This window comes from Sphingobacterium mizutaii (genome assembly GCF_900187125.1).
Classification (GTDB): Bacteria; Bacteroidota; Bacteroidia; order Sphingobacteriales; family Sphingobacteriaceae; genus Sphingobacterium; species Sphingobacterium mizutaii.
In genome coordinates, this window is sequence record NZ_LT906468.1 from 4,501,171 (window position 1) to 4,525,091 (window position 23,921).

Below are 23,921 nucleotides of genomic sequence, written 5' to 3' on the forward strand. Positions count from 1 at the left end.
AATGAAAATCAACTATAAAAATATCCTTATCGCTCTTGTTCTTTCCGCAGGATTGACAGGATGTACGAAAGACTTTGACGAAATCAATAACAATCCCAACAAACTGGAGTTTGTTGCTCCCGGAACATTGGTAACCCCCACGGTATATGGAATGGCCACTTATTTTACGGTCAGGAGCAATGACTTCACTTGGGAAATCATGCAAGATGGACTAGCAAACCCTAGTGCTGCCAATGGTATTCACCGCTATTACTTCACCGAACAATCAGGTGATGGAACATGGAACAATTGCTATAGGTACCTAAGGAATATCCGTGAAATGGAAAGCGCAGCCATCAATGGCAATACAAAACTACCGGTATACGAAGCGGTGGCAACGACATTGAAAGCCTATATCGCAGGTATCTTGACCGATAGTTTTGGGGATGTACCTCTTTCTGAAGCTATGAAAGCCGAGGACGGTGTAGATCAACCGGTATTCGACACACAGGAAAAGATCTATACCGATATGATTGCTGCTCTAGAAAAAGCGAACATACAGTACACGGATCCATCAGAAATGAATGGAAATGACCTGTTGTACAATAATAAAAAGGACAAATGGCGCAAGTTCAACAATTCCATGCTATTGCGCTATATCTTAAGAACCTCCAAACGCGCTAATGTATATGCCAAGATCAAGACTATTTTAGATGATCCTGAAAAATACCCTATCTTCACTTCCAATGAAGATGCAGCTATCTTGAGCATCACAGGTCTTTCTCCATATGATTACGCTTGGGGGAGGCGCCAAGATTACGTGAACTTTACAGCGATGGCCTCTTTCTTTGTCGATAACTTGAATACCTTAGAAGACCCTAGGAGACCATTCATCATGACCCAGGCAACGGAACTGGTTGATGGTAAAATTGTCCCCATCGGTTATAAAGGAATTCCCGCAGGTCACTCTGGTGATCTTTCTTCCATCACTTATAGCCCAAGCACCCCGAATGGAGACTTGATGTATCCGGAAGCGGTAGGCACTCCGATCAAGGAATTGATCATGACCTATGCAGAAGTGGAATTCATCAAAGCGGAAACCTATAATGCCTTGGGATTGACTGCAGAGGCGAAATCGGCTTATGAAAAAGGGGTAAAGGCCTCTATCGAGCAATATGGTGGCGCATTGCCAGCGAATTATTTCGACAATCCAGCAGCAGCATTCGATGGAACCCTGGAAAGGATCATGCTGCAGAAATACCTTTCGCTGTTTATGGTGGATTACCAACAATGGTTTGAATACCGTCGAACAGGATTTCCAAAACTCCCAAAAACTGAATTCATGCTGCACGATGGCGTAATGCCAACCCGCTTTATGTATAAAAATGAAGTTCGCCGATTTAATCCGGACAACTATGCCAAAGCAGTCCAACAAATGGGCGGCGATACCTTCCACACTAAGGTATGGTGGGAAAAATAAGACTTACTAATGTACCAAAATATAGAGGTTGCCCATCCCAGGCAGCCTCTATTTGCTAAATGGCAAGAGCGATGGACTAAATCCCCAAAACCCGCTCTATAGCTCAATTTCTGGCTTCTCGATGCTCTGTAAGTCCGTTTGCCTTCAAAATGACTGGAATTGAAGGATATTAAGGCCACCGATTTGCATCGCAGTGGATATATTCAGCAAAGAAATAGGCCAGGCGGAATCGAAGACTAAATACAATATCTATGAAAAAAAAGATCTATGAAAAACCATTAGTGGGATTATCGTTCCTACTAGCCATTACAGTATTCACAGTTTCCTCTACCGAAATGACAAAGTAGATAGTGACTTATTACCAAGCAAAACGACACATACCAGTTCGCAAAACAAAGGTGATAACATCGTGGACCATTCCAAGGGGGATGATAACCAAGAAGAATCCGAATTGATCTTAGACTATGGAATCGAGGTATAATCGGACAAAGACGGAAATCGGGTGGAAATCGAAGAGACCGTCAAAAAACCTCAAATATCCGGACCGTCAAGAAAAGGCGGCCCTTGATTGTTTCCAATGGGATATTATATTCTCCTTTACTGCCCTGTTTCAGCTTAATTCCAGCTCTTAGCGCTATTATCTTGACAAAGATTTACCGAGAATTAGTTTCCCCATATTCGGGACACGTTCGGTAGATTCGTATTGTGCCTCGAATGGGGTCAATATTATAGCCCAAAGCAAATCCGTCATTTTTCCCTAACCCAGATAAATATTATCGATTGATGACTCAGCTTTTTCAAATTTTCCGTAGCTTAATTTGCGAAATAGATCAATATTCGCACGAAACAACAATGAAATATAGAACATTACCCGTTTTGCTATTGCTATCCGCCTTGATGTCCTGCCAGATGCAAACTGGTCAGAACACTGGTACCGAAGAAGATTTATCTAGATCCAATACGGCTGAGCTCTATGCAAAAAAGACTTATACCCTACCCAATGAATTGAATGAGATATCAGGCATGGCCTTTCTTTCGAACAGCCAGGACATAGCCTATGTCGTACAAGATGAAGAAGGTATTGTCTTCACCTATGACCTCAAGAACGGCAGTATCAGTTCTCAATTTGAATTTGGCCCTTCAGGCGATTATGAAGAGATCACTACAGATGGAAAATACTTCTATGTCCTGGAAAGCAATGGCGATATCCATAGTTTTCCCATCAGCATGGATGTAGACCAAGGAAAGGTTGCTACTTTCAAAGGAAAATTGGAAAAGGGGGAATACGAATCCATGGCTTATGACCAAAAAAACAACTCCTTGGTCGTAATCTGCAAATCATGTAAAACCGATAGAGGAAATGCGAGCCTGACCGGTTATGTGCTTAACGTCCTGGGCCAAGGGGATCTGAGTCTAAAAAACCAGTTTAGCCTTGACTTGAACAATATTGCCAATCTAGACCCTAAAGTTAAAGACACCTTGAAACCTTCTTCTTTAACCAAACGAAATTCTTCGGAGGAGTGGTACCTCCTTTCTTCAGTGGATCGCCTGTTATTGGTGCTAGACGAGAATTTCCAAGCTAAAGAAATCCAACATTTCAAAAAGAAACAGTTGGAACAACCCGAAGGTATCAGCTTCAACAATCTGGGCCAATTGTTTATCAGCAGTGAAAAAGGAAAAGCTGAAAACGCATTTATCTATCAGATCAACATGAAATAATCATGAGAAAACTACTCTTAATTGCCAGTATGTTCTTTGTCCAATTCTCTTTTTCGCAGGAAATCGAACAACGATTGATCATTTTTGGAGATGCTGGAGAAATCAACAGCAAACAGAGCTTCCTGATCAAGAATGCCAATGGCCTGCAAATCCCAAACAAGACCAAGGCCTTTTTCATCGGTGATAATATATACCCGACCGGCATGGCTCTTAACGGCAAGAAAAAAGAAGAAACACAGGAAATCCTAAAATCCCAATTTGAAGGCTTTAGAAATCTACAGGTTCCGGTCTATTTCTTAGCTGGAAACCATGATTGGGACCGTTCTGGCAAAGAGGGCCTAGAAAAAATAAAAGCACAGGCGGATTTTCTGAACAACTATGGCGACCCAGGGCTGAAGTATCTGCCTCAAGCCGGAAAAATAGGTCCAACAGTACTGAACCTTAACCCCAATTCCATAGCTGTATTGTATGACAGTGAATTCTGGCTCTTCCCTCACCATAACCGAGATGTATCACCTGAAAAGGATCAGTTCATTGCAGATATCAAGAAGATCTTGGCAGAAAACAAGGATAAAACGGTGCTCATGATTTCGCATCACCCCATGGTATCCTTTGGTGACCACAGCTTGATCTACAATTGGAAAGACCATATCTTTCCACTTACTGATGTGAAGTCCTCTCTCTATATCCCTCTTCCCGGTATCGGTTCGCTATATCCCCTTTTACGTACGCATGTAATAAAATTTGCGGAGGATCTCAAACACCCTATATACCAAGATTTGACCAACAGGGTTACAGATGCCACCGCAGATCATCCAAAGGTGCTGTTTGTCGCAGGTCATGACCATGGACTACAGTACATTGAGCAGGATAAAATCCGACAGGTGGTCAGTGGTTCTGGGTCGAAACAATCGGATATACATCAAAGGGAACCCTTGAAATATGGCTATAATAGACAAGGATTTTCGGTGATTGATTTTTTGGATAACCAGAAAGTAAGATTGACTTTTTATATCGATAGCCCGAGAGATTCCTTGACGAAGTCGTATGAGACCTTAATAGGGTTTTAGTGACGGAAGGGCTCCATAAACAGGAGCCTTGGTCAATAAGGAATTGAAATTTTGAAAAACCGGTGGAAGGGGTAGAATATTTTTCAATTAATCTTCTTTACCGGCATAAAACAAAAGAAAATACTTTCCTCATCTAACGATTCGGTATGACAAACACCTCTGAATAAAAAAATAAAAAATAGACCCCTAACTTAATAACATTGCCCGCAAGGGCTCATCCCCTCTTCCAAAAACAATAATTTTCATTGTTCTACGCTCCTTCCATTCCAAAAATGATTATTTTTAATCAACTATTAATCAGCAATTCTAAACCTTATGCAGCTTAAATCCTTGATATCCCTCTTTATTTTATTGGTGCAAGGGGCTTCTCTTTTGGCTCAAAAACCAGACTTAGTAAAATACGTCAATACCCTACAAGGGACACATTCTGAATATGCCCTCTCTTACGGGAACACTTATCCCACCATTGGACTTCCCTTTGCTGTGCATTTCTTTTCTGCGCAGACCGGGAAAAATGGCGATGGCTGGAAATATCAATACCAAGCCGATAAAATCCGTGGGTTCCAGCAGGTGCATCAATGTTCACCCTGGATGAACGACTATGCGGTTTTTTCTCTGATGCCGGGAATTGGGGAATTGACCGTCAATGAAGATCAGCGCGCATTGAAGTTTTCACATGCAAATGAGATTGCCAAGCCACATTATTATTCCGTAAAATTTGACAATGGCATACGGACAGAGATCAGTCCGGTGGAACGGGGGGCACATATGCGCTTCAGTTTTCCCAAGAATGGAAAAGCAAACTTGGTATTTGATGGCTATACCAAAGACTGTGAGATCAAGATCATACCGGAAGAAAGGAAAATAATTGGCTATGTGAACAATGGAAGGATAGTACCGGAAAACTTTAAGAGTTATTTTGTACTTGAGTTCAATCAAGATTTTAAATCCTACGGCACCTGGGAGAACGAGAAAGGAAGCATCAAGGCGAACAACAAGGAAGACCTAGGTAAAGGCGTAGGTGCATATTTAGAATTTAAGCCGGGTTCCAAAGTGGAGGTCAAGATGGCTTCCTCCTATATCAGTCCAGAGCAGGCCGAACTCAATTTTAAACAGGAATTAGCCGATCATAAGAATTTAGAAGTTACCAAGAAAAAGGGATTTGAGATTTGGAATGAGCTTTTGAATCGGGTTTTGGTGGAAGGGGGAACGGAAGAGGATAGAGCAACTTTCTATTCCTGCCTGTTTCGCGCAAACCTATTCTCTAGAAAGTTCTATGAAATAGATGCCAAGGGCAATCCTTATTATTACAGTCCATATGATGGCAAGATCCATTCTGGCTATATGTATACCGACAATGGCTTTTGGGATACCTTCAGGGCACAGTTTCCATTGAGCAACATCCTGCATCAGCAAATGCAGGGCAGGTATATGCAATCCTTACTGGACGCTCAGCAACAGGCTGGTTTTTACCCTACTTGGTCCAATCCGGGCATGTCTGGCGTTATGATCGGGAACCATGCCATCTCCCTACTGACCGATGCTTGGGTGAAAGGCGTCCGGACCTTTGACCCCGATTCCGCCCTGAGTGCCTATTATCATGAAACCACCAACAAAGGCTTTTATGGGGGATCCAATGGAAGAGAAGGCTGGAAAGAGTATTATACACTAGGCTATATCCCTTATGGCGACATCCATGAAAGCACCGCAAAAACCTTGGAATATGCTTATGATGATTTTTGTGCCTATCAATTGGCCAAGTTGACCGGGAATACTTTCTACGAAAATGTGTTTGGACGACAGATGTACAATTACCGAAATGTATTTGATCCAAAGGTCAACTTTGTTCGGGGCAGACTAGCAAATGGAGAATGGCGGCCAGATTTTGACCCCGTTGAATGGGGCGGTCCATTCACAGAGGCAAACGCTTGGCAATATACCTGGTCGGTCTTGCACAACATTGAGGATTTAATCGGTATGATTGGAGGCCAAGAGAGATTCAATGCCAAGTTGGATTCATTTTTCACGATGGATCAAAGTATAAAATACGGCAGTTACAAGCAGGAAATCCATGAAATGCGAGAGATGCTTTTGGCAAAGATGGGGCAATATGCACATGGAAACCAACCTACCCAACATGTCCCCTACCTCTACAACTTTAGTGGTGAACCGTGGAAGGCACAAAAACAGGTGCGCATGGTCTGCAAGCAATTGTACAACGCCACTGAAAAGGGCTATCCGGGCGATGAAGATCAAGGACAGATGTCTTCTTGGTACGTCCTGAGTGCCTTAGGAATCTATAGCGTCTGTCCGGGAACGGACCAATATGTGATCGGGAGCCCTGTATTTGAAAAGGCAACCATCAGCTTAGAGAACGGAAAAACTTTTGTTATCCAAGCAAAGAACAACAATGCGGAGAATGTCTACATCCAATCGGCGGAACTGAATGGCAAAGGATTGGATAAAAACTATATCAGTTTTGATGACATCAATAAGGGCGGCGAAATTGTCTTTCAGATGAGCGGTACCCCAAATAAAAGCAGAGGGACCAGTAAAGAGGCAAGACCATTTTCATTGATGCAAGAACAGTAAAAGAACTATGGCTTTTTCATGGCCTCGGCTTTAAGGTCATCCGGCATTTTCTCAATGGCATATCGCAGGGCTGTCCATGGCATCCTTGCCTTGTGCTTCATAACATAGTCGAAAACCTCCTTTTCATAGGCTTTGCTGGTTTCTTTCAACATCCAGCCATAGCCTTTTTGCACCATATCGTCTGGATCCATCATGAGGATATCGGCTATCTGGAAAACATCAGCCAAGTAATAGCCCTTTTTTCCCGGTACCACCAAACTAACCGCAGCGGCACGCTTGGTCCAGCGATTTTTGGATTTGGCCCAGGTCTTCAGCACTTTTACATTTTCTGGAAATTGAATCAGATTATAACCAATGGTCGTACAGCAAAGCGTATCGCAATCCGACCAATTGTTGACATATAGATTGACCCAGTTTTCATAGATTTCCATGTCTTTCGCTTCGTATTGCTTACGGATGGATTTGCTGATGATACAAGCAATATAAGCTTCCTCAAAGATCTTGGATTTCCAAAGCTCGTTACATAGGGAAAAGATCTCCTGCTTTGGCTCCTTCTTGATTTCCCGGAAAACCTCCTTGCCGATTTTCCTTGCGATTTCAATGGGCACACCATAGCGCTTGGCTCCTTCTCCTTCTTTAAAAAAACGAGCCATGGTATCTGAGGTAGTTCTATCGGCATTATCCATTAAGGTTTGCCGGATATCTTGCAGAAGATCATCCATGGGATCAAATTTATAAAAATAGACAGAAGAAATTATCCAAAATGCTTGTGAAACCAAATGATTGCATTTATATTTGAAACCATATAGTTGCACAATGGAAACGAGAAGAGATATTTTTCAGGCGATAGCAGATCCGACCAGGCGGGCCATTATCGCATTAATTGCGGTTCAAGCGATGACTCCAAATGCTATAGCAGAACATTTTCACAGCTCCAGACAGGCTGTATCAAAGCATTTAAGGATACTGACGGAATGTGAATTGGTCAAACAAGAACAAAAAGGCCGAGAAATCTATTATCAACTGGAACTGGAGAAGATGCAGGAAATAGATCAGTGGCTGGAGCAGTTCCGACAGATCTGGGAAAGCAAATTCAATCAATTAGATGATTTATTAGACAACATGAAAAAGCAGAAATCATGAAAAAGAACTTACTGTTTGAGTTTTCCGTAGACAAGGAAAACAAAACCATTCGTATCAGACGTGAATTTGATGCGGAGGTCGCTTTAGTTTGGCAGGCATGGACAGATCCTCAATTTTTGGAGCAATGGGTTGCTCCGAAACCCTGGAAAGCAGAGACCAAATCCATGGACTTTCGCCAAGGCGGACATTGGCATTATGCCATGGTAGGTCCAAACGGGGAGAAGCACTGGAGCCGATATGACTATGTTGAAATCGATCCGCTAAAAAAGATTGTTGAATTAAGGGGCTTCAGCGACGAAAATGGAAATATCAGCCCTGATTTCCCAAGAACAAACTGTGAAAATGTTTTTGAGGAATTGGATGGAAATACTTTTGTGAGCGTGACGGCAGAATATGGCAGTCTGGAGGTCTTGGAATATATGGTAAGCCATGGATTTAAGGAAGGCATGTCGGCAAGTCTAGGGAATCTGGATGAGTTGCTCGAGCAATTGCAGAGCAGATAACCTAAGCTAAATCACTAATAAACAAACATAAGGGAATGATTTTTGTTGTAATTTTGTACAATCAACTTACCACAATAAACCTATGAAAAGAAGAACCTTTATCAACTCCTTAGGAATTGGCTTTGCCTCTTCCCTACTCTTAAATTCCAATGGATATGGAAATCCTTTGGCGGATCTATTCGAATTGGCAGCAGACGAAAGGGAACTTGCCGAACATAAAATTGATAGTATCGTATTTTCCAAAGTAAAACTAAACTATCCAAGACTGGTTGGAAAAAATGCCAGATTAGATCTACATGGTCATGGCCCTGAACTAGACATCTGCTGTTTGAGGACGGATCAAGGAGCAATGGGTTGGGCATCCCTTAGGGGTTCAAAAAAAGATGCCGAGCAGTTGATCCCAGAGTTGGTTGGCAGAAAAATATCGGAGCTCTTTACCCCAAAAGCTGGGACACTTTCTGAAAAACACATCGCTTTCGACATGGCCCTGCATGATCTGGCCGGTGTCATTTTACAGAAACCTGTATACGCGTTACTGGGCAAGAAAGATCCATTTACCACCAAGTATTACAGTGGTATGATCTATTTTGACGATCTAGAGCCAAAGGATAAACCTGCAGGAATTGACAAGATTCTGGAAGAGTGTCTTTTCGATTATGGTGTGGGATACAGACAGTTTAAGTTAAAAATAGGACGTGGAAATAAATGGATGCCCAAAGCCGAAGGTATGCAAAGGGATATCGAGGTCACCAAAGCCGTTGCTGCAGCTTTTCCAGATTGTGAGATCCTGGTCGATGGGAACAATGGCTTTACAAGTGATGAGTTTATCCAATATTTGAAAGGGATTGCTGGGATTAAACTTTTCTGGATTGAAGAACCTTTCCATGAAACGGTAGAAGACTATAAAAAGCTTCGGGAATTCGTCCAACAGGAAAAGTTGGATACCTTGTTGGCCGATGGTGAAGCAGATCCAGACCAAGCTTTCCTCCAGAAACTCTTTGAACAGAAGCTGTTGGATGTGCAGTTGACTGATATCGAAGGTCTGGGCTTTACAAATTGGAGAAGGATGATGCCTGAACTGGTAAAGACGGGCACCCTCGCCTCTCCACATGCTTGGGGCTCACTACTGAAAACCAATTATACAGCGCATTTGGCTGGTGGTCTGGGAAATACCGTCACCATTGAAGGGGTAACAAGCAGTTCAGATGATATGGACCTTACGGCCTATGCGGTAAAAGACGGAAAATTAATTCCGCCAGATCTACCGGGTTTTGGTATGCAATTATTGAAAACCATATAGCATAAGAACAGCTTAGTTTTTGGGAATTTTAAGTCCTTTGAACCATAGTATTGAGCCTCGCGGGCATTCCGCTCTATGCGATTAAAAGGACTTCGAAAGATCTTTGATATAAATATTCCTGAAATCCACAGGCTGACCTTCACTCTGCAAAGCGATAAAACCACTGCTCAATAGTTTTCCGTCGATCTTGATTTTCGGATCGTATCCATTGGCAGTTCCTCCACCGATCTGCGGTTTGGAGTATTGCAACACCGTATCGCCCTCAATGATATGCTGGATCAGGGAGTCGCCATAGACAATCAATTCTCCCTTGACCCATTGGTCTTTGTCATAGGTTTTAGAGCTCGAATTCAAGCAATGGGATTCAGCGATTTTACCTTGGTAGACTACATTGGTTCCCGGAGAACACATGTTACCTGTAGGTCTAGGCTTACCGTCGCCAAGCCCGGCTAGCAATTGCATCTCGACGGAAATAGGCCAGTCTTGTTCCTTTAGCATCCCTCGGGGATCTTGGGAATGGAACATCACACCAGAATTTAACAGGGTATATTCCGGTGCCCCACGCTGGAGTTCGCCAGCAAACTTATATTCAAATTTCAAATGGTAATAGGAAAACGGTGTTTTGTAATAAAGATGTCCAAACTGATCGTTAAAATCTCCGTACTGGTCATACCTGATCTTGAGGATGCCATCCTCGACACGGAAGGTGTTCCCAAAATTCTCGCCGACCTCATGGTGATGGATCTTCACAAACCAATCGTTTATGTCCTTTCCATTGAATAGGGGTTTCCATTCAGTATTTCCTTTTTGGGATAAATTGGTTTTACAACCAGAAAATAATAGACAGGCAAATAGAATAGGATAGACAACTTTTTTCATTTTGGGTTTTAGGGTTGATTTGGCTGCAATATACAGGATAATCCTTTGTTGATATAATAATTTAATAAACTTTCACCATAATATATTTCCATACAGCATTAGAAATGCCGAGTACATCTTTTAATAAAATTTAGACATCCATTTACAAATTCAATAGTTTGGGAGGTCCCATCTCTATTCCTAAATGTTTTATATTACATTTACGACATCACATTAACCAAACTAATTATTAAATGAACATCCTCCATAGACTATTGAATAAAATAGATTGGAAACTCAATGTTTCCAGATCCGGCAAAGAACTCCAGAACAATAAGCTGAAAGTCATGACTTTTGAGGAGAGCTTAGACTATTTGATTGAATCAAAATGTTCATTATCTAGATTTGGAGATGGGGAATTTACCTTGATGCTGAATGGAGAATTTCTTTGTCCGAGGAACATATCATTGAAACATCAGGATGCAGATCCCGAGCTCAAAAAAAGGCTCGTAGAAATTCTAAAGGACAAAAACACCGATCAATACAACTTAAAAATAGCAGTCCCTAGAACCTTGGTTTCGCTAGATAAGGGCAATCTGACGGATTCTTCAATTGGTTTTTGGCAAAATTATTTACACGAGTTATTCTACAAAATTTCATCCTTACTTCGAAAGGATTACACGTATCTCAATTCTCAGATCAGCAGGTTCTATCTTGATGATAGGAACAAAGACAAAGAGGTAATTGAAAAAAGAATTGCGCATTGGAAAAGGCTCTGGGAAGATCAGGATATACTGATCATCGAAGGCAAAGGGAGCAATTTAGGAAAGAGCCAAGGCTTCTATTCCAATGCAAAAAGTGTGGAAAGAATTGAATGTCCTAATAACAATACCTTTAAGCACTATAATGAAATCTTATCCGCAGCGAAAGAATACGGAACCCATAAATTAATCATTCTAGCCTTAGGTCCAACTTCTGCCGTATTAGCTTATGACCTGGCCAAAACAGGTTTCAGAACACTTGACTTAGGCTTTTTAGAATTGGAGTACCACTTCTTCCTAACGCAAGCCTCAGAAGAAAGCCAGATAGCAGGAATAAAAATATCTACGGTCGAGAGTATTCAAAACGATCCTTTCCCGGCTAATCAAGAAGATTTCATTGAAAAAGATGTTGTTTTTAGGATTACAGGTAATCAAAAATAGGTTTGCCCATTAATTATACAGCAAGTACTTTTTTCGCATTTTCTTATATTTTTCAATGCCAGGTTGCCATGTTTTACGGATTTGTTCCTCCGTCATGCCGGCACGGATCTGATCCTTAAATTCTGACACTCCAGCAAGGTAATCGATGTTACCGATTTGGGGATGGAACCTTTCAAAAAATGCAGGTTTATTGGGGCTTTTAGCATAAAGCTCGATCATCCATGCTAGATTAATCTTTTTAGATTTAACCAGCGCTTCAAAATCTGTCCCTCTTAGGTCAAGACCATAGCATACTTGATCTTGATAAAGCGGATTCTCTGCTCTTCCAGGCATAGAAACGGGTGTATAACTGAATTGGTAAATTCCCTTGAACATCGGCGCACCTACTACAGTAAATGGAAAATCGGTCCCGCGGCCATGGTTGAGAGATACCCCTTCAAAAAGACAGGTTGTCGGATATAAAAGAATGCTTTCAGGTGTATTAAGGTTCGGCGAAGGATTAACCGGCAACCTATACATTAGACCATGCTTGTAATTCGCGTTTTCTACCACCGAAAGCTTACATTTCAAGCCATTCCCCAACCATCCCTCTCCATTTGCCATCAGTGCAAATTCAGCAACGGTAAGTCCATGTACGATAGGTATTGGAAACTGACCTATTCCGGATTTATTCTTCATGTCTAAAACAGGGCCATCAATAAAGTAGGCATTGGGATTCGGTCGGTCCAGGATCAACATTTCCTTTCCGTTTTCTGCTGCAGCCTGCATCACATCCCGCAATACATTGATGTTGGTATAAAAGCGGCAGCCAACATCTTGAATGTCATAAATCAGGATATCAACATCAGCTAAATCTTCCTTTGAAGGCTTTTTCTTTTTCCCATACAGTGAAATAATCTTGACCCCTGTATCTTGATCAACCTCATCTCCCACAGAAGTTCCATTGCTGGCATTCCCCCGGAAGCCATGTTCGGGACCAAAGACCTTGACGATATTAATCCCAGCAGCCACTAGGCTATCCAATAAATGCTTCTCTCCAATAATAGAAGTTTGGTTCGCGATCAAAGCAATTCTTTTCCCCTGAAGCTTGGAAATATACTTTTCGGTACGTTCCGCCCCGGTCTTAATAATATCGTTGGAATAGTGAACCTGTGCAAATAGGCAGTTGACCGCTAACAGCAAAGGCAATATCAGTAAAGCAGACTTTTTCATATAGTTAAATATAAGATATTTTGAAAAGAACCATTTGAAAAATACAATTCATCGTACAGATAATCAAAACCCTATGAAATCTAATATTGCATTTTAGTATATTTACGAAAATGTCGTAACATGATCCGTATCTACCTAACTATCATTTCCATTTTCATTGCTCAGCACCTGTTGGCCCAACATACCATTAAGGGAAAGATCATTAATGCAGATGACCGCAGCCCTATTGCAGGAGCTTCAATCTACATCAATAATTCTTCATTGGGAACCAGCTCGAACAAAGAAGGCCTGTTTACCATCCATTCACCTACCAGAAATGTGGAATTGGTTGTGAGCAACATGGGATTTGAAAAGCGGGTCTTGGAAATTCAAATTCCCTTGCAGCAGGATCTGATCATTGCGATCAAAGAAAAGTCAACCGCCATTGAAGAAGTGGTAGTTACCAACTACCTAAAAGATGGTTGGAAGGAATGGGGGCAATTCTTTACTGAGAACTTAATAGGACAAGGAGGTTTTGCAGACGATTGTAAAATCCTGAACCATGAGGTTGTAAAGTTCCGATTTGACAAAAAGGCGAATGTTTTGACAGCCATCTGTACGGAACCCCTTAAGATCCGAAATGATGCCTTGGGTTATGAGCTGACCTATGACCTAGGAGGATTTAGAATGGATTTTGGCAGCAAAATGTTTCTTTTCGAAGGTTATGCCTTCTTTAAGGACATCGGAAAGGGAAGATCTAAGTATAAAAAGAACCGAAATACTTCTTATTTATTATCAATGAACAGGTTTGTCAGGAGTACATACAATAAAGAATGGGAGAAAGATGGCTATATCGTCAGAAAGTTGGTAAAAAAGGATAACGAAGTCCGAACCGAAGCCATCCAAAAATATAATGCAATTCTAGACAGTATACAGAAGAAATATAGAGGGAATTGGAAATTATTCTATGCCTCACAAACAGACTTTACAGAAGATCAGGTAAATACCATTCGGAAGCAGAGAATCCAACCAGAGAAAATCAGCTATTTAATGGGGATTATGCAACCCGATGAGATCATCGTTGGGGAAGATAAGGAGAAGGGCCTGATGAAACTCAATTACACAGATTATCTGTATATCATTTACCCTGCTGACTTTTCAAGTTCCAAGAATAAGATCTTGCAAAAAGCAGCCAGTGAGGTTTCAGAACTATTCATCATGGATTCAGATGGAATTATTATTGAGCCACAGGGCTCTTATTTTCCTACTGCCAGTTGGATATTGAGTGGTTATGCCGTTAGCTATTCCAAATTAGCCTATATGCTGCCATTGGATTATGTCCCAACTGAATAAGAATTCCCTTCGATTAAAATTATATGGCAATACCACTCCCGCCAATCACTTTGATTCCATCTTCAAATTCTTTCCAAAAGCGGATATATCTAAATTGAGCTTCAAAAGGATCTCCCGAGAAGCTTCCATTTAGCTTTAGCTTAAGGTTAATAATGGCAACATCATCTATAATATTTAGATGTTCAACATCAGGCTGAAGTTCAATGATCTTTAAATTCCCCGTTCGATAAGATTCCAAATCCTTCTCCTTGTTGATGACCTCTCCACTTGGAATAATAAAAAGCAAATCATTGTGCAATAGATTGTCCAAAGCCTCAATATCAGCAGATTTCATCGCCTCATAAAGTTGGTTTTCAAGCTTTAGAATGTCTTCTTTTTTCATCATCATCTTCAATTTTGAATAGGGTTTATATCAATCCTGTCAGAAATACTGCAAATATTTCTCTGGCATTTATCGCCGTCGACAAGACTTTCCTTAAACCTAAAATACAAAATTCAGCTAAAAGCCGAATTCATTGAGTCGCCCTATTCTTTTTAAAAAGGGGAATAAACTTCTCAAGCTTATTCCCCTTTTAATCTATTTAGTCACTTTCATGACCCCGTTCATTATTCGCCAGTGTCCTGGAAATGTACAGGCAAATGGATAATCTCCAGGTTCCGAAGGCACTTTGATATTCAATTCATAGCTGCCATCCGGATCAACCAGAGAGCTGCTGAATAGCACATCAGGTGTATTTGGAATATATTGAAGCTCTATCGCATTGTTTTGGGTAGCCAACTTATCAGCCGCCTGTCCAACACGGTCCAGACTTCCCGGTTTCAGGATCAATAAATTATGCTGCATATGGTCAGGGTTCTCAAATATGATCTTCAGATTCGACCCTGCTTTCGCAGTAAAATTGGTGATATCATATTTCATCTCCCCTACGATAGCCTTAATCTTTAGTACCTTATCGGCTTCTACTGTTTTTCCTTCCGATGCATCCGCTTTATTCATGGCGACAAGTCGACCGTCCTCCAAAGTTCCAGTAAATTTAAAGTCCTTCGCAAAATCACCCGGACTATCATTTAAAACTTGATCCGACACCCTGGCGGCACTAGCTCTTCCTACCAGTAGGAAACCATCCTGCTTTTCAGGGAACAGGCCTAAACTTTTGCCCTCAGCCACTTTCTCCTCATCGATGAACAACAGCATCTTTCCATCCGCTAGCAAGGAAGTCCTCACCTTAAACGTTGGTTTCGAAAGCTTTTCAGATTGAATGATCGATTTATTTCCTTTCTGGTTAACCCTGAATTCCACTCTTCCATCTTTGATAGAAACAGCATAACCATCTTTTTTATTGCCATAAGACAGCAAGGCTCCATCCAAAGGCCTCTGATCCTTCTGACGAACAGTCCCCACAAAATGGATCTCTCGATTCGCTATTTCAGGTATTTGCCTTGGACCAATGATGCCTTCTCTCGCTGTATTAAGCGAAAGTACGCTCATGTTGTTTCCGGCAATGATTCGCTCCCCTAAGGATCCATTCGCATTGGAAAAGTCTGGGTGGCCAAATTTAGTATGATATTCATGCATAAAAGCTTGCTGATGTAGACTTCCTGCAATCATCAGGGCATGGAACAGCCATTTGTCCTTCTCGTTTTCAGGATCCTGCACCGCATCAAAAATCACCTTAGCGACTTTTGGACTTGGCGGAGCTTCCGATAAGGCCAAAATAGCCGCCAATCGCACTCTTAAATCCTTATCCTGCACAGCTCCCGAGGAAATCAACTCATCGATAACCTTGGCGTTTTTAGGCAAGGTCTGAATCGCAGCCCTTCTTACCCCAGCCGCTGGATGCTTAAGTGCTTTGAGAACAACCGCAACACTAGGGCTCTGTCCATCGGACAACAAACCTAAACCATGCAGTGTCCAGATTGCGTGGATAGCACCTCCATTGACATTTACTTCATCAACAGCATTATCATTTATTAGCTTATGCAGGTCTTCCGCAACAGACTTATCACCCCCTTCAACCAATAGACGCTGAGCCGTGGTCCGCCAGAACATATTGTCGCTAGACAAAGCATCAACTAGGTCACGACCTTTCTTTCCATCCAATTTAAATTTCCGTTGCTTCGCCGCATCCTCATGCACCAATCGATAGATACGTCCTTTAGAACTATCTCTCAATGGATCGATATAGGCATTTCCAGGTCCGTTTTCAAAACCTTGAGGGGTTGGGTTATGCTGGATAATAAAATTATACCAATCCAAGAACCACAATGCTCCGTCTGGTCCTACTTTAGCCTCTACAGGTCCAAACCAGTTATCAGAACTCGCGACCATATTCCAGCCATCTCCCTTTTCCTTAAATCCAGATCCCGAAGGTTCCAGGATATGTTTATGGATCAAGCGTCCGGTCGGCTCAGCAATAAAGGCAACCCGATTCCAATATTCTTGAGGGAATGCCCTTGCTGTATAGAGGTTATGGCCAGCAGCGGCAGTAAAACCTCCGAATACATCCACCTGACGCAGTTCTTTGGTTAACTCATGTATTTTGTAGTGCGCATCAATTTTCTCGATACCCCTTTCATTCAGATTCGCTTTCTCATAATAACGAGCAGGGATAGCCAAAAAGTTACTGTGCTCATTATTTGCTGTGGACAGGAATACATCAAAATCTTCCGAAAAACCTAAGCCCCAAGTGTTATTCGAGGTGTTCCCAAGGAATTCCAGATCTTGAGCCTTTGGACCAAATCGATAGGCACCAGAACCAAATTTGTATGCTTTCCCAGCAATATTGCCTTCAAATCCTGAATATCCAACGGTTCCCCAAATCTTGTTATCCATACCATATTTTAGGTTGGAAGGACCAGCATGGGTATCAAAAGTTCCCCATCCATCGATCAATACCTTACGCACATCTGCCTTTCCGTCCCCATCTGTATCCTTTAGGAACAAAAAGTGCGGAGCCTGTGCAACGATAATCCCGCCATCAGAAAACACAAAGGAAGTCGGGATATTAAGCCCTTCAGCAAATACCGTGAATTTATCTGCTTTACCATCATTGTCCGTATCCTCACAGATGGTAATCCGGTCGTCACCTTCCCCCTTGTCATTTCTCACCGTATTTGGATAGTCCACCGTTTCGATGACCCATAGCCTACCCTGTTCATCCCAATCCATCGCAATTGGCTTCTTAATGTCCGGCTCACTGGCGAATAGTTCCAGACGGAATCCCACAGGCACCTGTATCAGGGTCTGCGATTGCTCCGGACTTAATGGATGCTGATAGCGAGGTGGCGGATCTTTGCGCTCATAATTAGGCATCCGGGCTTCCTCATATTCCGGTTTGGCGATTTCATACTTCTTCATTCGTTCCACAGCCTTATCACCCACAGCCCAAAGGATACCATTCTTCACCAACTGTAGAAATCCCGGGTTACGGAATGTGCGCTCATCATGTCCAAAAGCCGTATAGAAAACCCGACCCTTACCATGCTCTTTTACCCAGGTATAAGGCTCTCTGTGCGTGCTGTCTAAACGTTCCATCAAGACCTCGATATCTTTTGCCAAGAGATGGTGTACATAGGTTTCATCCCATTCAGTCACAAATGGTGAAAGCCCCTTCATCACTGGATGATCAGGCTTGATGATTTCTGCACCAAACGAACCGCCTCCATGGCTCTTGAACTGCCCACCAATTAAGGCTACGACATCATCAGAGTTCCGAAAACAGTAAGAAGCCGAGTGAATATTGATATAGCCCTTTCCAGAAGCTACATAATCCAACAGTGCTTTCTCCTGCGCCGGACTGATCGTATCGTGGTTCGCATACAAGATCAAACCATCGTACTTTTTAAGGTCTGGACGGGTCAAATCATCAGGATCGATGGAATAGGTAATATTTATTCCATCAGCAAAATACTCCTTTGACAAGATGTCGGCCAATAATTCCGAGTCATGGTGTTTACTATCATGACCCAGAAAAAATAACTCCAACCTTCTAGGTTTGTTATCTTCGGCACATCCCAGCACCGAGAAAACAACACATAATAGAAGGCATAATTTTAAAATCTTATTCATCTTAAATAATATTGAGATAAAGGTTCCTCAGGCAACAATAATTAGGTTGTTTCCCAAGTAAATTCAGGTAAAGGAATGATCTCTCCCCCTTTCATGGCAGATTCATGTGCCAAAATACCCACACAGGTTATATTTGCAGATTGCCTAGCATTAGGAAATGGCTGTCTGCCATCAACCAATGCGCTGATAAATTCATGGACTAAATGCGGATGCGAGCCCCCATGGCCACTTCCTTGCAGAAAAGAAAGGTGTTGGTTTTCTCCTTCATCATATACTCCTGCCCTTGTAAAATGCTGGATGGATTCCGGCAGCAAATGCGCATAATCCGGACAGTCCACTTTTTCCGGGATTTCAGGTTCAGGTCTTTTGGCTACGTGTAAAACCAACGGTTCCCCTTCAATCAACGGCCATTCCACCGATTGCTTGGAACCATAGACTTCAAAACTCTCACGATATTGCCTAGCCGTATCAAATAGAGAACGGTATACCTGAGCACTTAAATCAGAGTTCCTGAACTTAATATGTGCAGATTCAATGGCAAATGGAGAATTATATTGACCAACCAAATCCTCACGGATGGTACCAGAACCAAAACAGGACACATATTCCGCCTCATTACGTGTTAAGCCCAATACCGGCCCTACACAGTGCGTAGCATAATGCATCGGCGGAAGACCAGGCCAATAGTTCGGCCAACCATCCATATCCTGCTGATGGCTCGCCTTTAGGAATTGGATCTTGCCAAGCTCACCTTTCTCATACAGTTCTTTCATAAACAGGAATTCTCGCGCATATATTACGGTTTCCATCATCATATAGGTAAGTCCAGTTTCCTCAACCGCTTCCACGATCAGCTTACATTCCTCCACTGTCGTTGCCATCGGTACTGTACAGGCCACATGTTTTCCTGCCCGAAGAGCCTTGATCGATTGTTCCGCATGGTTTGGAATAGGTGTGTTGATATGTACGGCATCAATGTTTTCATCTTTCAGCAGCTCATCATAATCGGTATAGCGTTTTTCAATCGAAAAGGCATCCCCAATTTCATTCAGACTCGCTTCATTTCTTTGACAAATAGCATATAGGTTCGCATTTGGATGCTGTTGATAAATAGGGATAAACTCTGCCCCAAAGCCTAAACCGATAATTGCAACATTAATTTTTTCTTTCTTCATCATTTCGTTCATTGATTGTGTTATTATAATTTATTAGCAGCCCATTTCCTCAAAAACGCATGCCCATCACGCGCAAATGAATCTTGGTCATCGGCTAGATTTCGCCATATACAAACTGCGGCTGCCAACTCTTTATTTTCTGGTGTAAAACTTTCAATGGATACCGCTCCTTTATAATTGATCGCTTTAAGTGCCTCATAAAATGCCCCCCAGCTTGCATTTCCTGTGCCTGGAGTTCCGCGATAATTCTCCGAAACCTGGACGTGGATCAACTTGTCCCCAGCTTTTCGGATAGCCAAACCAGGATCCGGCTCCTCAATGTTCATATGGAACATATCCAAACAGATCTTTGCCGCTGGATGGTTCAGGTCATTGATCAAACGCGATACATCATCCACATTGTTGATCAGATCCGACTCAAATCGATTCAAGGGCTCCAAGCCTAATTCCAAGCCTCTAGATGCCGCCATCTCACAGACCTTGCCCAAGTTATCAACCGCTCTGTTCCATTCGATTTGGCGCTGTGCATCCGGTACCATCCGTGCTTTTCCAACCGCTGAATACATAGGACCAGCGAAAAAACTTGCTCCCAGTTCTGTCGAAATATTTAGGCAATCTTCAATGTATTGCAGACCATTCTTTTGCAAGGCTTCATCATCACTCGTTAAGTCCCTGGTTGGTCCAAAAGCCCCACAGACCAATGCTTGCAAGCCATTCTTCTCAAGTTCTTTAGAAATCTTTTGGGTATCGATAAGAAAAGGGTCTTCCACGGCTATCTCCACGACTTCATAGCCTAGGCTTGCTATTTTCTCAAACAAGCCGGCAGCATCCTCCGTACGGAAAGGAGAAGTCCAAAGCCAGGTACTGACGCCTAGTTTCACAGGTAATTGCATATTATATTCTAAATAAATTAATGATTCTTAAAGGTTTACAGGCCATACACTTTAGCATTGTCCCCATCAAATGAAACAGCGTATTCCTATTTCATTTCATTAGGTTGGTTTAAAATGGTTAATCCTAGAACCCTAAATTAAGATTCAAGATGAATTTAACATACCTATTAAATACCCAATGATGACTGTATTTTACCACACTTTATAAACAATCAGCACAACATCGGACAACAATTAGACATTTACCTCCTTAAAATCTTGATAATTGCCTGCTAAAGACTTATTTTTGAAATGAGCCCCTGCAAACCTGGGGATGACCAATATATTCCATTAATGGATATCAATTTCAAAAAGACCGCAGTCCAGAAAACCAGGATCCCTTCATCGCGCATATTTTTTGTGCGAAAGCTTTCCGACAAACATTTCGACACCACTTGGCATGCCCATTCCGAGTACCAACTTTTCCTTGTTGTGGAAGGTTCCGGAACCAGGTTTATCGGCAATACCATGAAATCCTTTGTCAAGGGCGATCTGTCTTTTATTGGTCCCAATATTCCTCACCTTTGGCGCAGTGATGATATTTACTTTGACCCCCAATCCAAAAAAAGCAGCGAAGGATTGGTGATTTATATCAATGGTTCAGAATTAGAGAAATTCACTGAAAAGGAAGAGTTCAATCAATTAAAGGTCCTGTTGGAAAAAGTGAGACATGGAATGGAGATTCATGGAGCCACAGCCAAGGAAATAATTGCACTGATGAATGAACTGCTCAACCTACATGGCATGGAAAGCATCATTCATCTCTTCAAGATCTTGAATGTACTGGCCAAGGGAAAGGATTTCACACTATTACATTATGATGAATTCCAGTATCAGTCTAAAGACGTTGAAACGAACCGGATCAATATCGTTTATAATTATGCCCTGAACCATTTCAGAAATAAAATAACCTTGGAAGAAGTCGCCGCTCTACTCAATATGAAACCTACATCCTTTAGCCGATATTTTACAGCCAAAACTTCGAAGACCTTTTCCTATTTCATTACAGAATTACGCATTAAGCATGCCTGCAAGCTCCTATCCGTTGCCGAATCCAAGAGCGTAGCCCAGATATGCTATGATTCAGGTTTTAATACCCTATCCAATTTCAATAAACAGTTCAAGACTTTTATTGGAATGACACCTATGGAGTATAGGTTGAAATTTATGACGCTTTAAAACCATTAGTTATTCCTTAGCCATCTCAACGATATCCTTGACAAAAGGCTTAGCTTGATAGTTCCGATCAAAGAGCAATGGATAATCTGTCCTCCCTCTTACGGGCCAGTTATTTTTCCAAGAGTCAGCATCCCTTACTCCCCACAAAGTAACTCGGTCAATTTTATCATGATGCTTTAAAAACAGTGCAAAAAACTCCTTATATCGACTAGCCAACTTGCTTTCCACTTCGGCGGGCAATCCTTCCGCATAAGGGTTTAGGGTTTTATCATATTTGTAAATGGTACTGATCTCCGCTCCATGTGAAGGTCCTGGCATCGGCAACACAGAGATATCAAGCTCTGTTACCATCACTTTAACACCTAGCTTAGAATAGGCCAATATGCTCTCCTCAAAGGTAGCAACAGAGGGATAATCCAGACCCAAATGACCTTGCATCCCTATTCCGTGGATTTTAATCCCCTTCTCCTGGAGGTTGCGGACCATCCTCATCACGCCTTCCCTTTTCCCTTTTTGGAACATGGAAAAATCATTATAATACAATTCAGCATTCGGATCCGCCTCATGCGCAAACTGAAAGGCCAATTCCATAAAATCTTCTCCAATGATCTTATAAAACTTGCTCTGTCTCCAATCTCCATTGTCCAGTATGGCCTCATTGACTACATCCCAACCCTTTATCCTGCCCTTGTACCTCGAAACAACAGTCTGGACATGCTTTCGCATCCGTTCGATCAACACTTCCCGAGAAACATCTTTGAAATCCTTGCCAATAAAAAACCAATGTGGAGCTTGGGAATGCCAGATCAAAGTGTGTCCAATAAGTCGCAGACCATATTTCTCGCCCAATTCAACAAATCGGTCTGCATCTCTAAAATTAAATTCACCTTCATTTGGTTGAAGGTACATGGCTTTCATACAATTCTCCGCAGTAATAGAATTAAATTGAGATGCTATTAATGCTGTAGCCTTTTCATCCCGCCCATAAATCTGTTTCAGATTTATAGCAGCCCCTATGTCAAACCTCCCAGCAAATGCCTCCTTTAAGGACAAATCCTTTGACCCTTTCTGCGCCTGGGATTCATTCGCAATAAAAAGTAAAGTATAGACAAGAATTAAAACTGTTTTGAGCCTGTACATAGGTGGAGTTTTATTTAGGTGATTTTGTAAAGGTTTAGGTAAATATAGGCAATCCGATCAAAATTCATCTATAGAATTTAAAGATTGATGAATGACTCATTCCTTAATCTGTCAAATTTGGAAATAGGATTTCTGCGTGGCCTTGGCAAATCGGCACTTATGGTTCTCAATTCGACCAAAATTACTATGTCCCCCCTACGCTTGAGCAATTGGACTTTTTGAATACAGCGCCCATAAGGACTATAGGAATTGAAAAGAAATAATGTATTTTTAGATGTTGGAGCAAAATATTGATCGATTAATCATTTAATATATTGTTAATACTAGATTATTATTTTTGCCCCAATTTGATAACAGTAGAATTACCAAATCTACCATGAAGATAGAAAACCAAATATTCAAGAATTTGAAGAATGGCGATTTGAATGCCTTTCAACAGGTATTTGATGGCTATGGTCAATCTATTTTCAACACAGCATACAAAATCCTTAAAAGTAAAGAACAAGCCGAAGAAATAGTACAAGAGACTTTCTTAAAGACTTGGTTGAACAGAAGTCAAATTGATGAGGCTAAAGATATCTGGCCATTTATCTATGTTATTGCAAAAAGATTATGTTTCAATCAGCTTCGGTCGATGAAGTATGATATGCTTGCCCAACAAGAACTACTTCGAAACATGAATGAGAATGTTGAAGACTCTAAGATTCAGCTCTCGGATATACAACAATTACTGGATGAATCAGTAAAAGCTTTACCAGGCAGACAACGTCAAGTATGGATAATGAGTAGAGAAGAAGGAAAAAGCCATAAAGAAATAGCTGAAGAACTTGGTATCTCTCCAAATACCGTAAAAAACTGTTTGGTTCAAACCTTAAAAACCTTACGCCAGACCTTCAAGCAAGCGGATTATTTGTATTTATTGCTTTTTTTCTTTCTGCAATAGTCCTAGCCCCACTCTCGTGTGTACTCTATATAGTTAAACCCTAAAAAGTGCACAAAGAACGTTTTAAATATCTTAACCAAAAATTCTTAAACA

19 protein-coding genes are annotated in these 23,921 nt (G+C 41.6%); 11 read left to right on the top strand and 8 right to left on the bottom strand.

Annotated features, from left to right (window positions below; translation table 11 throughout):
- Position 1: 1 nt before the first annotated feature.
- From CKW03_RS19515 to CKW03_RS19530, 4 genes are all read left to right on the top strand, one after another.
- The gene (locus CKW03_RS19515) at positions 2–1,459 is read left to right on the top strand and encodes a SusD/RagB family nutrient-binding outer membrane lipoprotein (protein ID WP_093099750.1); all 1,458 of its coding nucleotides are present in this window, start codon (positions 2–4) and stop codon (positions 1,457–1,459) included.
- Positions 1,460–2,311: 852 nt separating this feature from the next.
- Complete coding sequence (locus CKW03_RS19520; RefSeq protein WP_157739588.1) at positions 2,312–3,178, top strand: SdiA-regulated domain-containing protein; 867 nt, start codon at positions 2,312–2,314, stop codon at positions 3,176–3,178.
- Positions 3,179–3,180: 2 nt separating this feature from the next.
- On the top strand, positions 3,181–4,248 hold the full coding sequence (locus tag CKW03_RS19525) for a metallophosphoesterase (protein ID WP_093099753.1): 1,068 nt from the start codon (positions 3,181–3,183) through the stop codon (positions 4,246–4,248).
- A gap of 315 nt (positions 4,249–4,563) precedes the next feature.
- Positions 4,564–6,840 (top strand): GH92 family glycosyl hydrolase, encoded by a 2,277-nt coding sequence (locus CKW03_RS19530; protein WP_093099754.1) that lies wholly within the window; start codon positions 4,564–4,566, stop codon positions 6,838–6,840.
- A 5-nt stretch (positions 6,841–6,845) separates the two neighbouring features.
- Here CKW03_RS19530 and CKW03_RS19535 read toward each other — a convergent pair whose 3' ends face one another.
- Positions 6,846–7,562, bottom strand: a complete 717-nt coding sequence (locus tag CKW03_RS19535) for a DNA alkylation repair protein (RefSeq protein ID WP_093099756.1) — start codon at positions 7,560–7,562, stop codon at positions 6,846–6,848.
- A gap of 94 nt (positions 7,563–7,656) precedes the next feature.
- On the opposite strand from CKW03_RS19535, the gene CKW03_RS19540 reads away from it, so the two are divergent.
- The 3 genes from CKW03_RS19540 to CKW03_RS19550 all read left to right on the top strand — a co-directional run bounded on the left by CKW03_RS19540 (position 7,657) and on the right by CKW03_RS19550 (position 9,786).
- The gene (locus CKW03_RS19540) at positions 7,657–7,983 is read left to right on the top strand and encodes an ArsR/SmtB family transcription factor (RefSeq protein WP_093099757.1); all 327 of its coding nucleotides are present in this window, start codon (positions 7,657–7,659) and stop codon (positions 7,981–7,983) included.
- A complete protein-coding gene (locus tag CKW03_RS19545; RefSeq protein WP_093099759.1) occupies positions 7,980–8,486 on the top strand; it encodes an SRPBCC family protein in 507 nt (168 codons plus the stop codon). The genes CKW03_RS19540 and CKW03_RS19545 overlap by 4 nt, the downstream gene beginning before the upstream one ends.
- 82 nt (positions 8,487–8,568) lie before the next feature.
- Complete coding sequence (locus CKW03_RS19550) at positions 8,569–9,786, top strand: enolase C-terminal domain-like protein (protein ID WP_093099760.1); 1,218 nt, start codon at positions 8,569–8,571, stop codon at positions 9,784–9,786.
- 81 nt (positions 9,787–9,867) lie between these two features.
- On the opposite strand, the gene CKW03_RS19555 is transcribed toward CKW03_RS19550, so the two are convergent.
- Positions 9,868–10,665 (bottom strand): 3-keto-disaccharide hydrolase, encoded by a 798-nt coding sequence (locus CKW03_RS19555; RefSeq protein ID WP_093099762.1) that lies wholly within the window; start codon positions 10,663–10,665, stop codon positions 9,868–9,870.
- Between the two features lie 233 nt (positions 10,666–10,898).
- Here CKW03_RS19555 and CKW03_RS19560 point away from each other — a divergent pair, with 233 nt between their 5' ends.
- A complete protein-coding gene (locus tag CKW03_RS19560; RefSeq protein ID WP_093099763.1) occupies positions 10,899–11,846 on the top strand; it encodes a GT-D fold domain-containing glycosyltransferase in 948 nt (315 codons plus the stop codon).
- Between the two features lie 9 nt (positions 11,847–11,855).
- Here CKW03_RS19560 and CKW03_RS19565 read toward each other — a convergent pair whose 3' ends face one another.
- Positions 11,856–13,058, bottom strand: a complete 1,203-nt coding sequence (locus CKW03_RS19565) for an exo-beta-N-acetylmuramidase NamZ family protein (RefSeq protein ID WP_093099765.1) — start codon at positions 13,056–13,058, stop codon at positions 11,856–11,858.
- Positions 13,059–13,178: 120 nt separating this feature from the next.
- On the opposite strand from CKW03_RS19565, the gene CKW03_RS19570 reads away from it, so the two are divergent.
- The gene (locus CKW03_RS19570; protein WP_093099766.1) at positions 13,179–14,390 is read left to right on the top strand and encodes a carboxypeptidase-like regulatory domain-containing protein; all 1,212 of its coding nucleotides are present in this window, start codon (positions 13,179–13,181) and stop codon (positions 14,388–14,390) included.
- 19 nt (positions 14,391–14,409) lie between these two features.
- Here the strand turns inward: CKW03_RS19570 and CKW03_RS19575 are convergent, their stop codons facing one another.
- The 4 genes from CKW03_RS19575 to CKW03_RS19590 all read right to left on the bottom strand — a co-directional run bounded on the left by CKW03_RS19575 (position 14,410) and on the right by CKW03_RS19590 (position 20,527).
- Complete coding sequence (locus tag CKW03_RS19575; protein WP_093099768.1) at positions 14,410–14,778, bottom strand: nuclear transport factor 2 family protein; 369 nt, start codon at positions 14,776–14,778, stop codon at positions 14,410–14,412.
- 189 nt (positions 14,779–14,967) lie between these two features.
- Positions 14,968–18,459, bottom strand: a complete 3,492-nt coding sequence (locus CKW03_RS19580) for a PVC-type heme-binding CxxCH protein (protein WP_093099769.1) — start codon at positions 18,457–18,459, stop codon at positions 14,968–14,970.
- 41 nt (positions 18,460–18,500) lie between these two features.
- Positions 18,501–19,637 (bottom strand): Gfo/Idh/MocA family oxidoreductase, encoded by a 1,137-nt coding sequence (locus CKW03_RS19585; protein WP_197700959.1) that lies wholly within the window; start codon positions 19,635–19,637, stop codon positions 18,501–18,503.
- 20 nt (positions 19,638–19,657) lie between these two features.
- Positions 19,658–20,527 carry a sugar phosphate isomerase/epimerase family protein gene (locus tag CKW03_RS19590; protein ID WP_093099771.1) on the bottom strand — a complete coding sequence of 290 codons (870 nt, stop codon included), beginning with the start codon at positions 20,525–20,527 and terminating at the stop codon, positions 19,658–19,660.
- A gap of 333 nt (positions 20,528–20,860) precedes the next feature.
- Between CKW03_RS19590 and CKW03_RS19595 the strand changes: the two genes are divergently transcribed.
- Entirely contained in the window at positions 20,861–21,745 is an 885-nt protein-coding gene (locus CKW03_RS19595) for an AraC family transcriptional regulator (RefSeq protein WP_169919025.1), read from the top strand.
- A 9-nt stretch (positions 21,746–21,754) separates the two neighbouring features.
- Here the strand turns inward: CKW03_RS19595 and CKW03_RS19600 are convergent, their stop codons facing one another.
- A complete protein-coding gene (locus CKW03_RS19600) occupies positions 21,755–22,885 on the bottom strand; it encodes an endo-1,4-beta-xylanase (protein WP_093099774.1) in 1,131 nt (376 codons plus the stop codon).
- 376 nt (positions 22,886–23,261) lie between these two features.
- Here CKW03_RS19600 and CKW03_RS19605 point away from each other — a divergent pair, with 376 nt between their 5' ends.
- Entirely contained in the window at positions 23,262–23,828 is a 567-nt protein-coding gene (locus CKW03_RS19605) for an RNA polymerase sigma factor (protein WP_093099775.1), read from the top strand.
- The last annotated feature ends 93 nt before the right edge of the window (positions 23,829–23,921 follow it).

What these genes read in the sequence shown, in the direction of transcription:
- CKW03_RS19515 (WP_093099750.1), top strand. Translation starts at nt 2, where the DNA reads ATGAAAATCAACTATAAAAATATCCTTATCGCTCTTGTTCTTTCCGCA.
- CKW03_RS19520 (WP_157739588.1), top strand. Translation starts at nt 2,312, where the DNA reads ATGAAATATAGAACATTACCCGTTTTGCTATTGCTATCCGCCTTGATG.
- CKW03_RS19525 (WP_093099753.1), top strand. Translation starts at nt 3,181, where the DNA reads ATGAGAAAACTACTCTTAATTGCCAGTATGTTCTTTGTCCAATTCTCT.
- CKW03_RS19530 (WP_093099754.1), top strand. Translation starts at nt 4,564, where the DNA reads ATGCAGCTTAAATCCTTGATATCCCTCTTTATTTTATTGGTGCAAGGG.
- CKW03_RS19535 (WP_093099756.1), bottom strand. Translation starts at nt 7,562, where the DNA reads ATGGATGATCTTCTGCAAGATATCCGGCAAACCTTAATGGATAATGCC.
- CKW03_RS19540 (WP_093099757.1), top strand. Translation starts at nt 7,657, where the DNA reads ATGGAAACGAGAAGAGATATTTTTCAGGCGATAGCAGATCCGACCAGG.
- CKW03_RS19545 (WP_093099759.1), top strand. Translation starts at nt 7,980, where the DNA reads ATGAAAAAGAACTTACTGTTTGAGTTTTCCGTAGACAAGGAAAACAAA.
- CKW03_RS19550 (WP_093099760.1), top strand. Translation starts at nt 8,569, where the DNA reads ATGAAAAGAAGAACCTTTATCAACTCCTTAGGAATTGGCTTTGCCTCT.
- CKW03_RS19555 (WP_093099762.1), bottom strand. Translation starts at nt 10,665, where the DNA reads ATGAAAAAAGTTGTCTATCCTATTCTATTTGCCTGTCTATTATTTTCT.
- CKW03_RS19560 (WP_093099763.1), top strand. Translation starts at nt 10,899, where the DNA reads ATGAACATCCTCCATAGACTATTGAATAAAATAGATTGGAAACTCAAT.
- CKW03_RS19565 (WP_093099765.1), bottom strand. Translation starts at nt 13,058, where the DNA reads ATGAAAAAGTCTGCTTTACTGATATTGCCTTTGCTGTTAGCGGTCAAC.
- CKW03_RS19570 (WP_093099766.1), top strand. Translation starts at nt 13,179, where the DNA reads ATGATCCGTATCTACCTAACTATCATTTCCATTTTCATTGCTCAGCAC.
- CKW03_RS19575 (WP_093099768.1), bottom strand. Translation starts at nt 14,778, where the DNA reads ATGATGATGAAAAAAGAAGACATTCTAAAGCTTGAAAACCAACTTTAT.
- CKW03_RS19580 (WP_093099769.1), bottom strand. Translation starts at nt 18,459, where the DNA reads ATGAATAAGATTTTAAAATTATGCCTTCTATTATGTGTTGTTTTCTCG.
- CKW03_RS19585 (WP_197700959.1), bottom strand. Translation starts at nt 19,637, where the DNA reads ATGATGAAGAAAGAAAAAATTAATGTTGCAATTATCGGTTTAGGCTTT.
- CKW03_RS19590 (WP_093099771.1), bottom strand. Translation starts at nt 20,527, where the DNA reads ATGCAATTACCTGTGAAACTAGGCGTCAGTACCTGGCTTTGGACTTCT.
- CKW03_RS19595 (WP_169919025.1), top strand. Translation starts at nt 20,861, where the DNA reads ATGGATATCAATTTCAAAAAGACCGCAGTCCAGAAAACCAGGATCCCT.
- CKW03_RS19600 (WP_093099774.1), bottom strand. Translation starts at nt 22,885, where the DNA reads ATGTACAGGCTCAAAACAGTTTTAATTCTTGTCTATACTTTACTTTTT.
- CKW03_RS19605 (WP_093099775.1), top strand. Translation starts at nt 23,262, where the DNA reads ATGAAGATAGAAAACCAAATATTCAAGAATTTGAAGAATGGCGATTTG.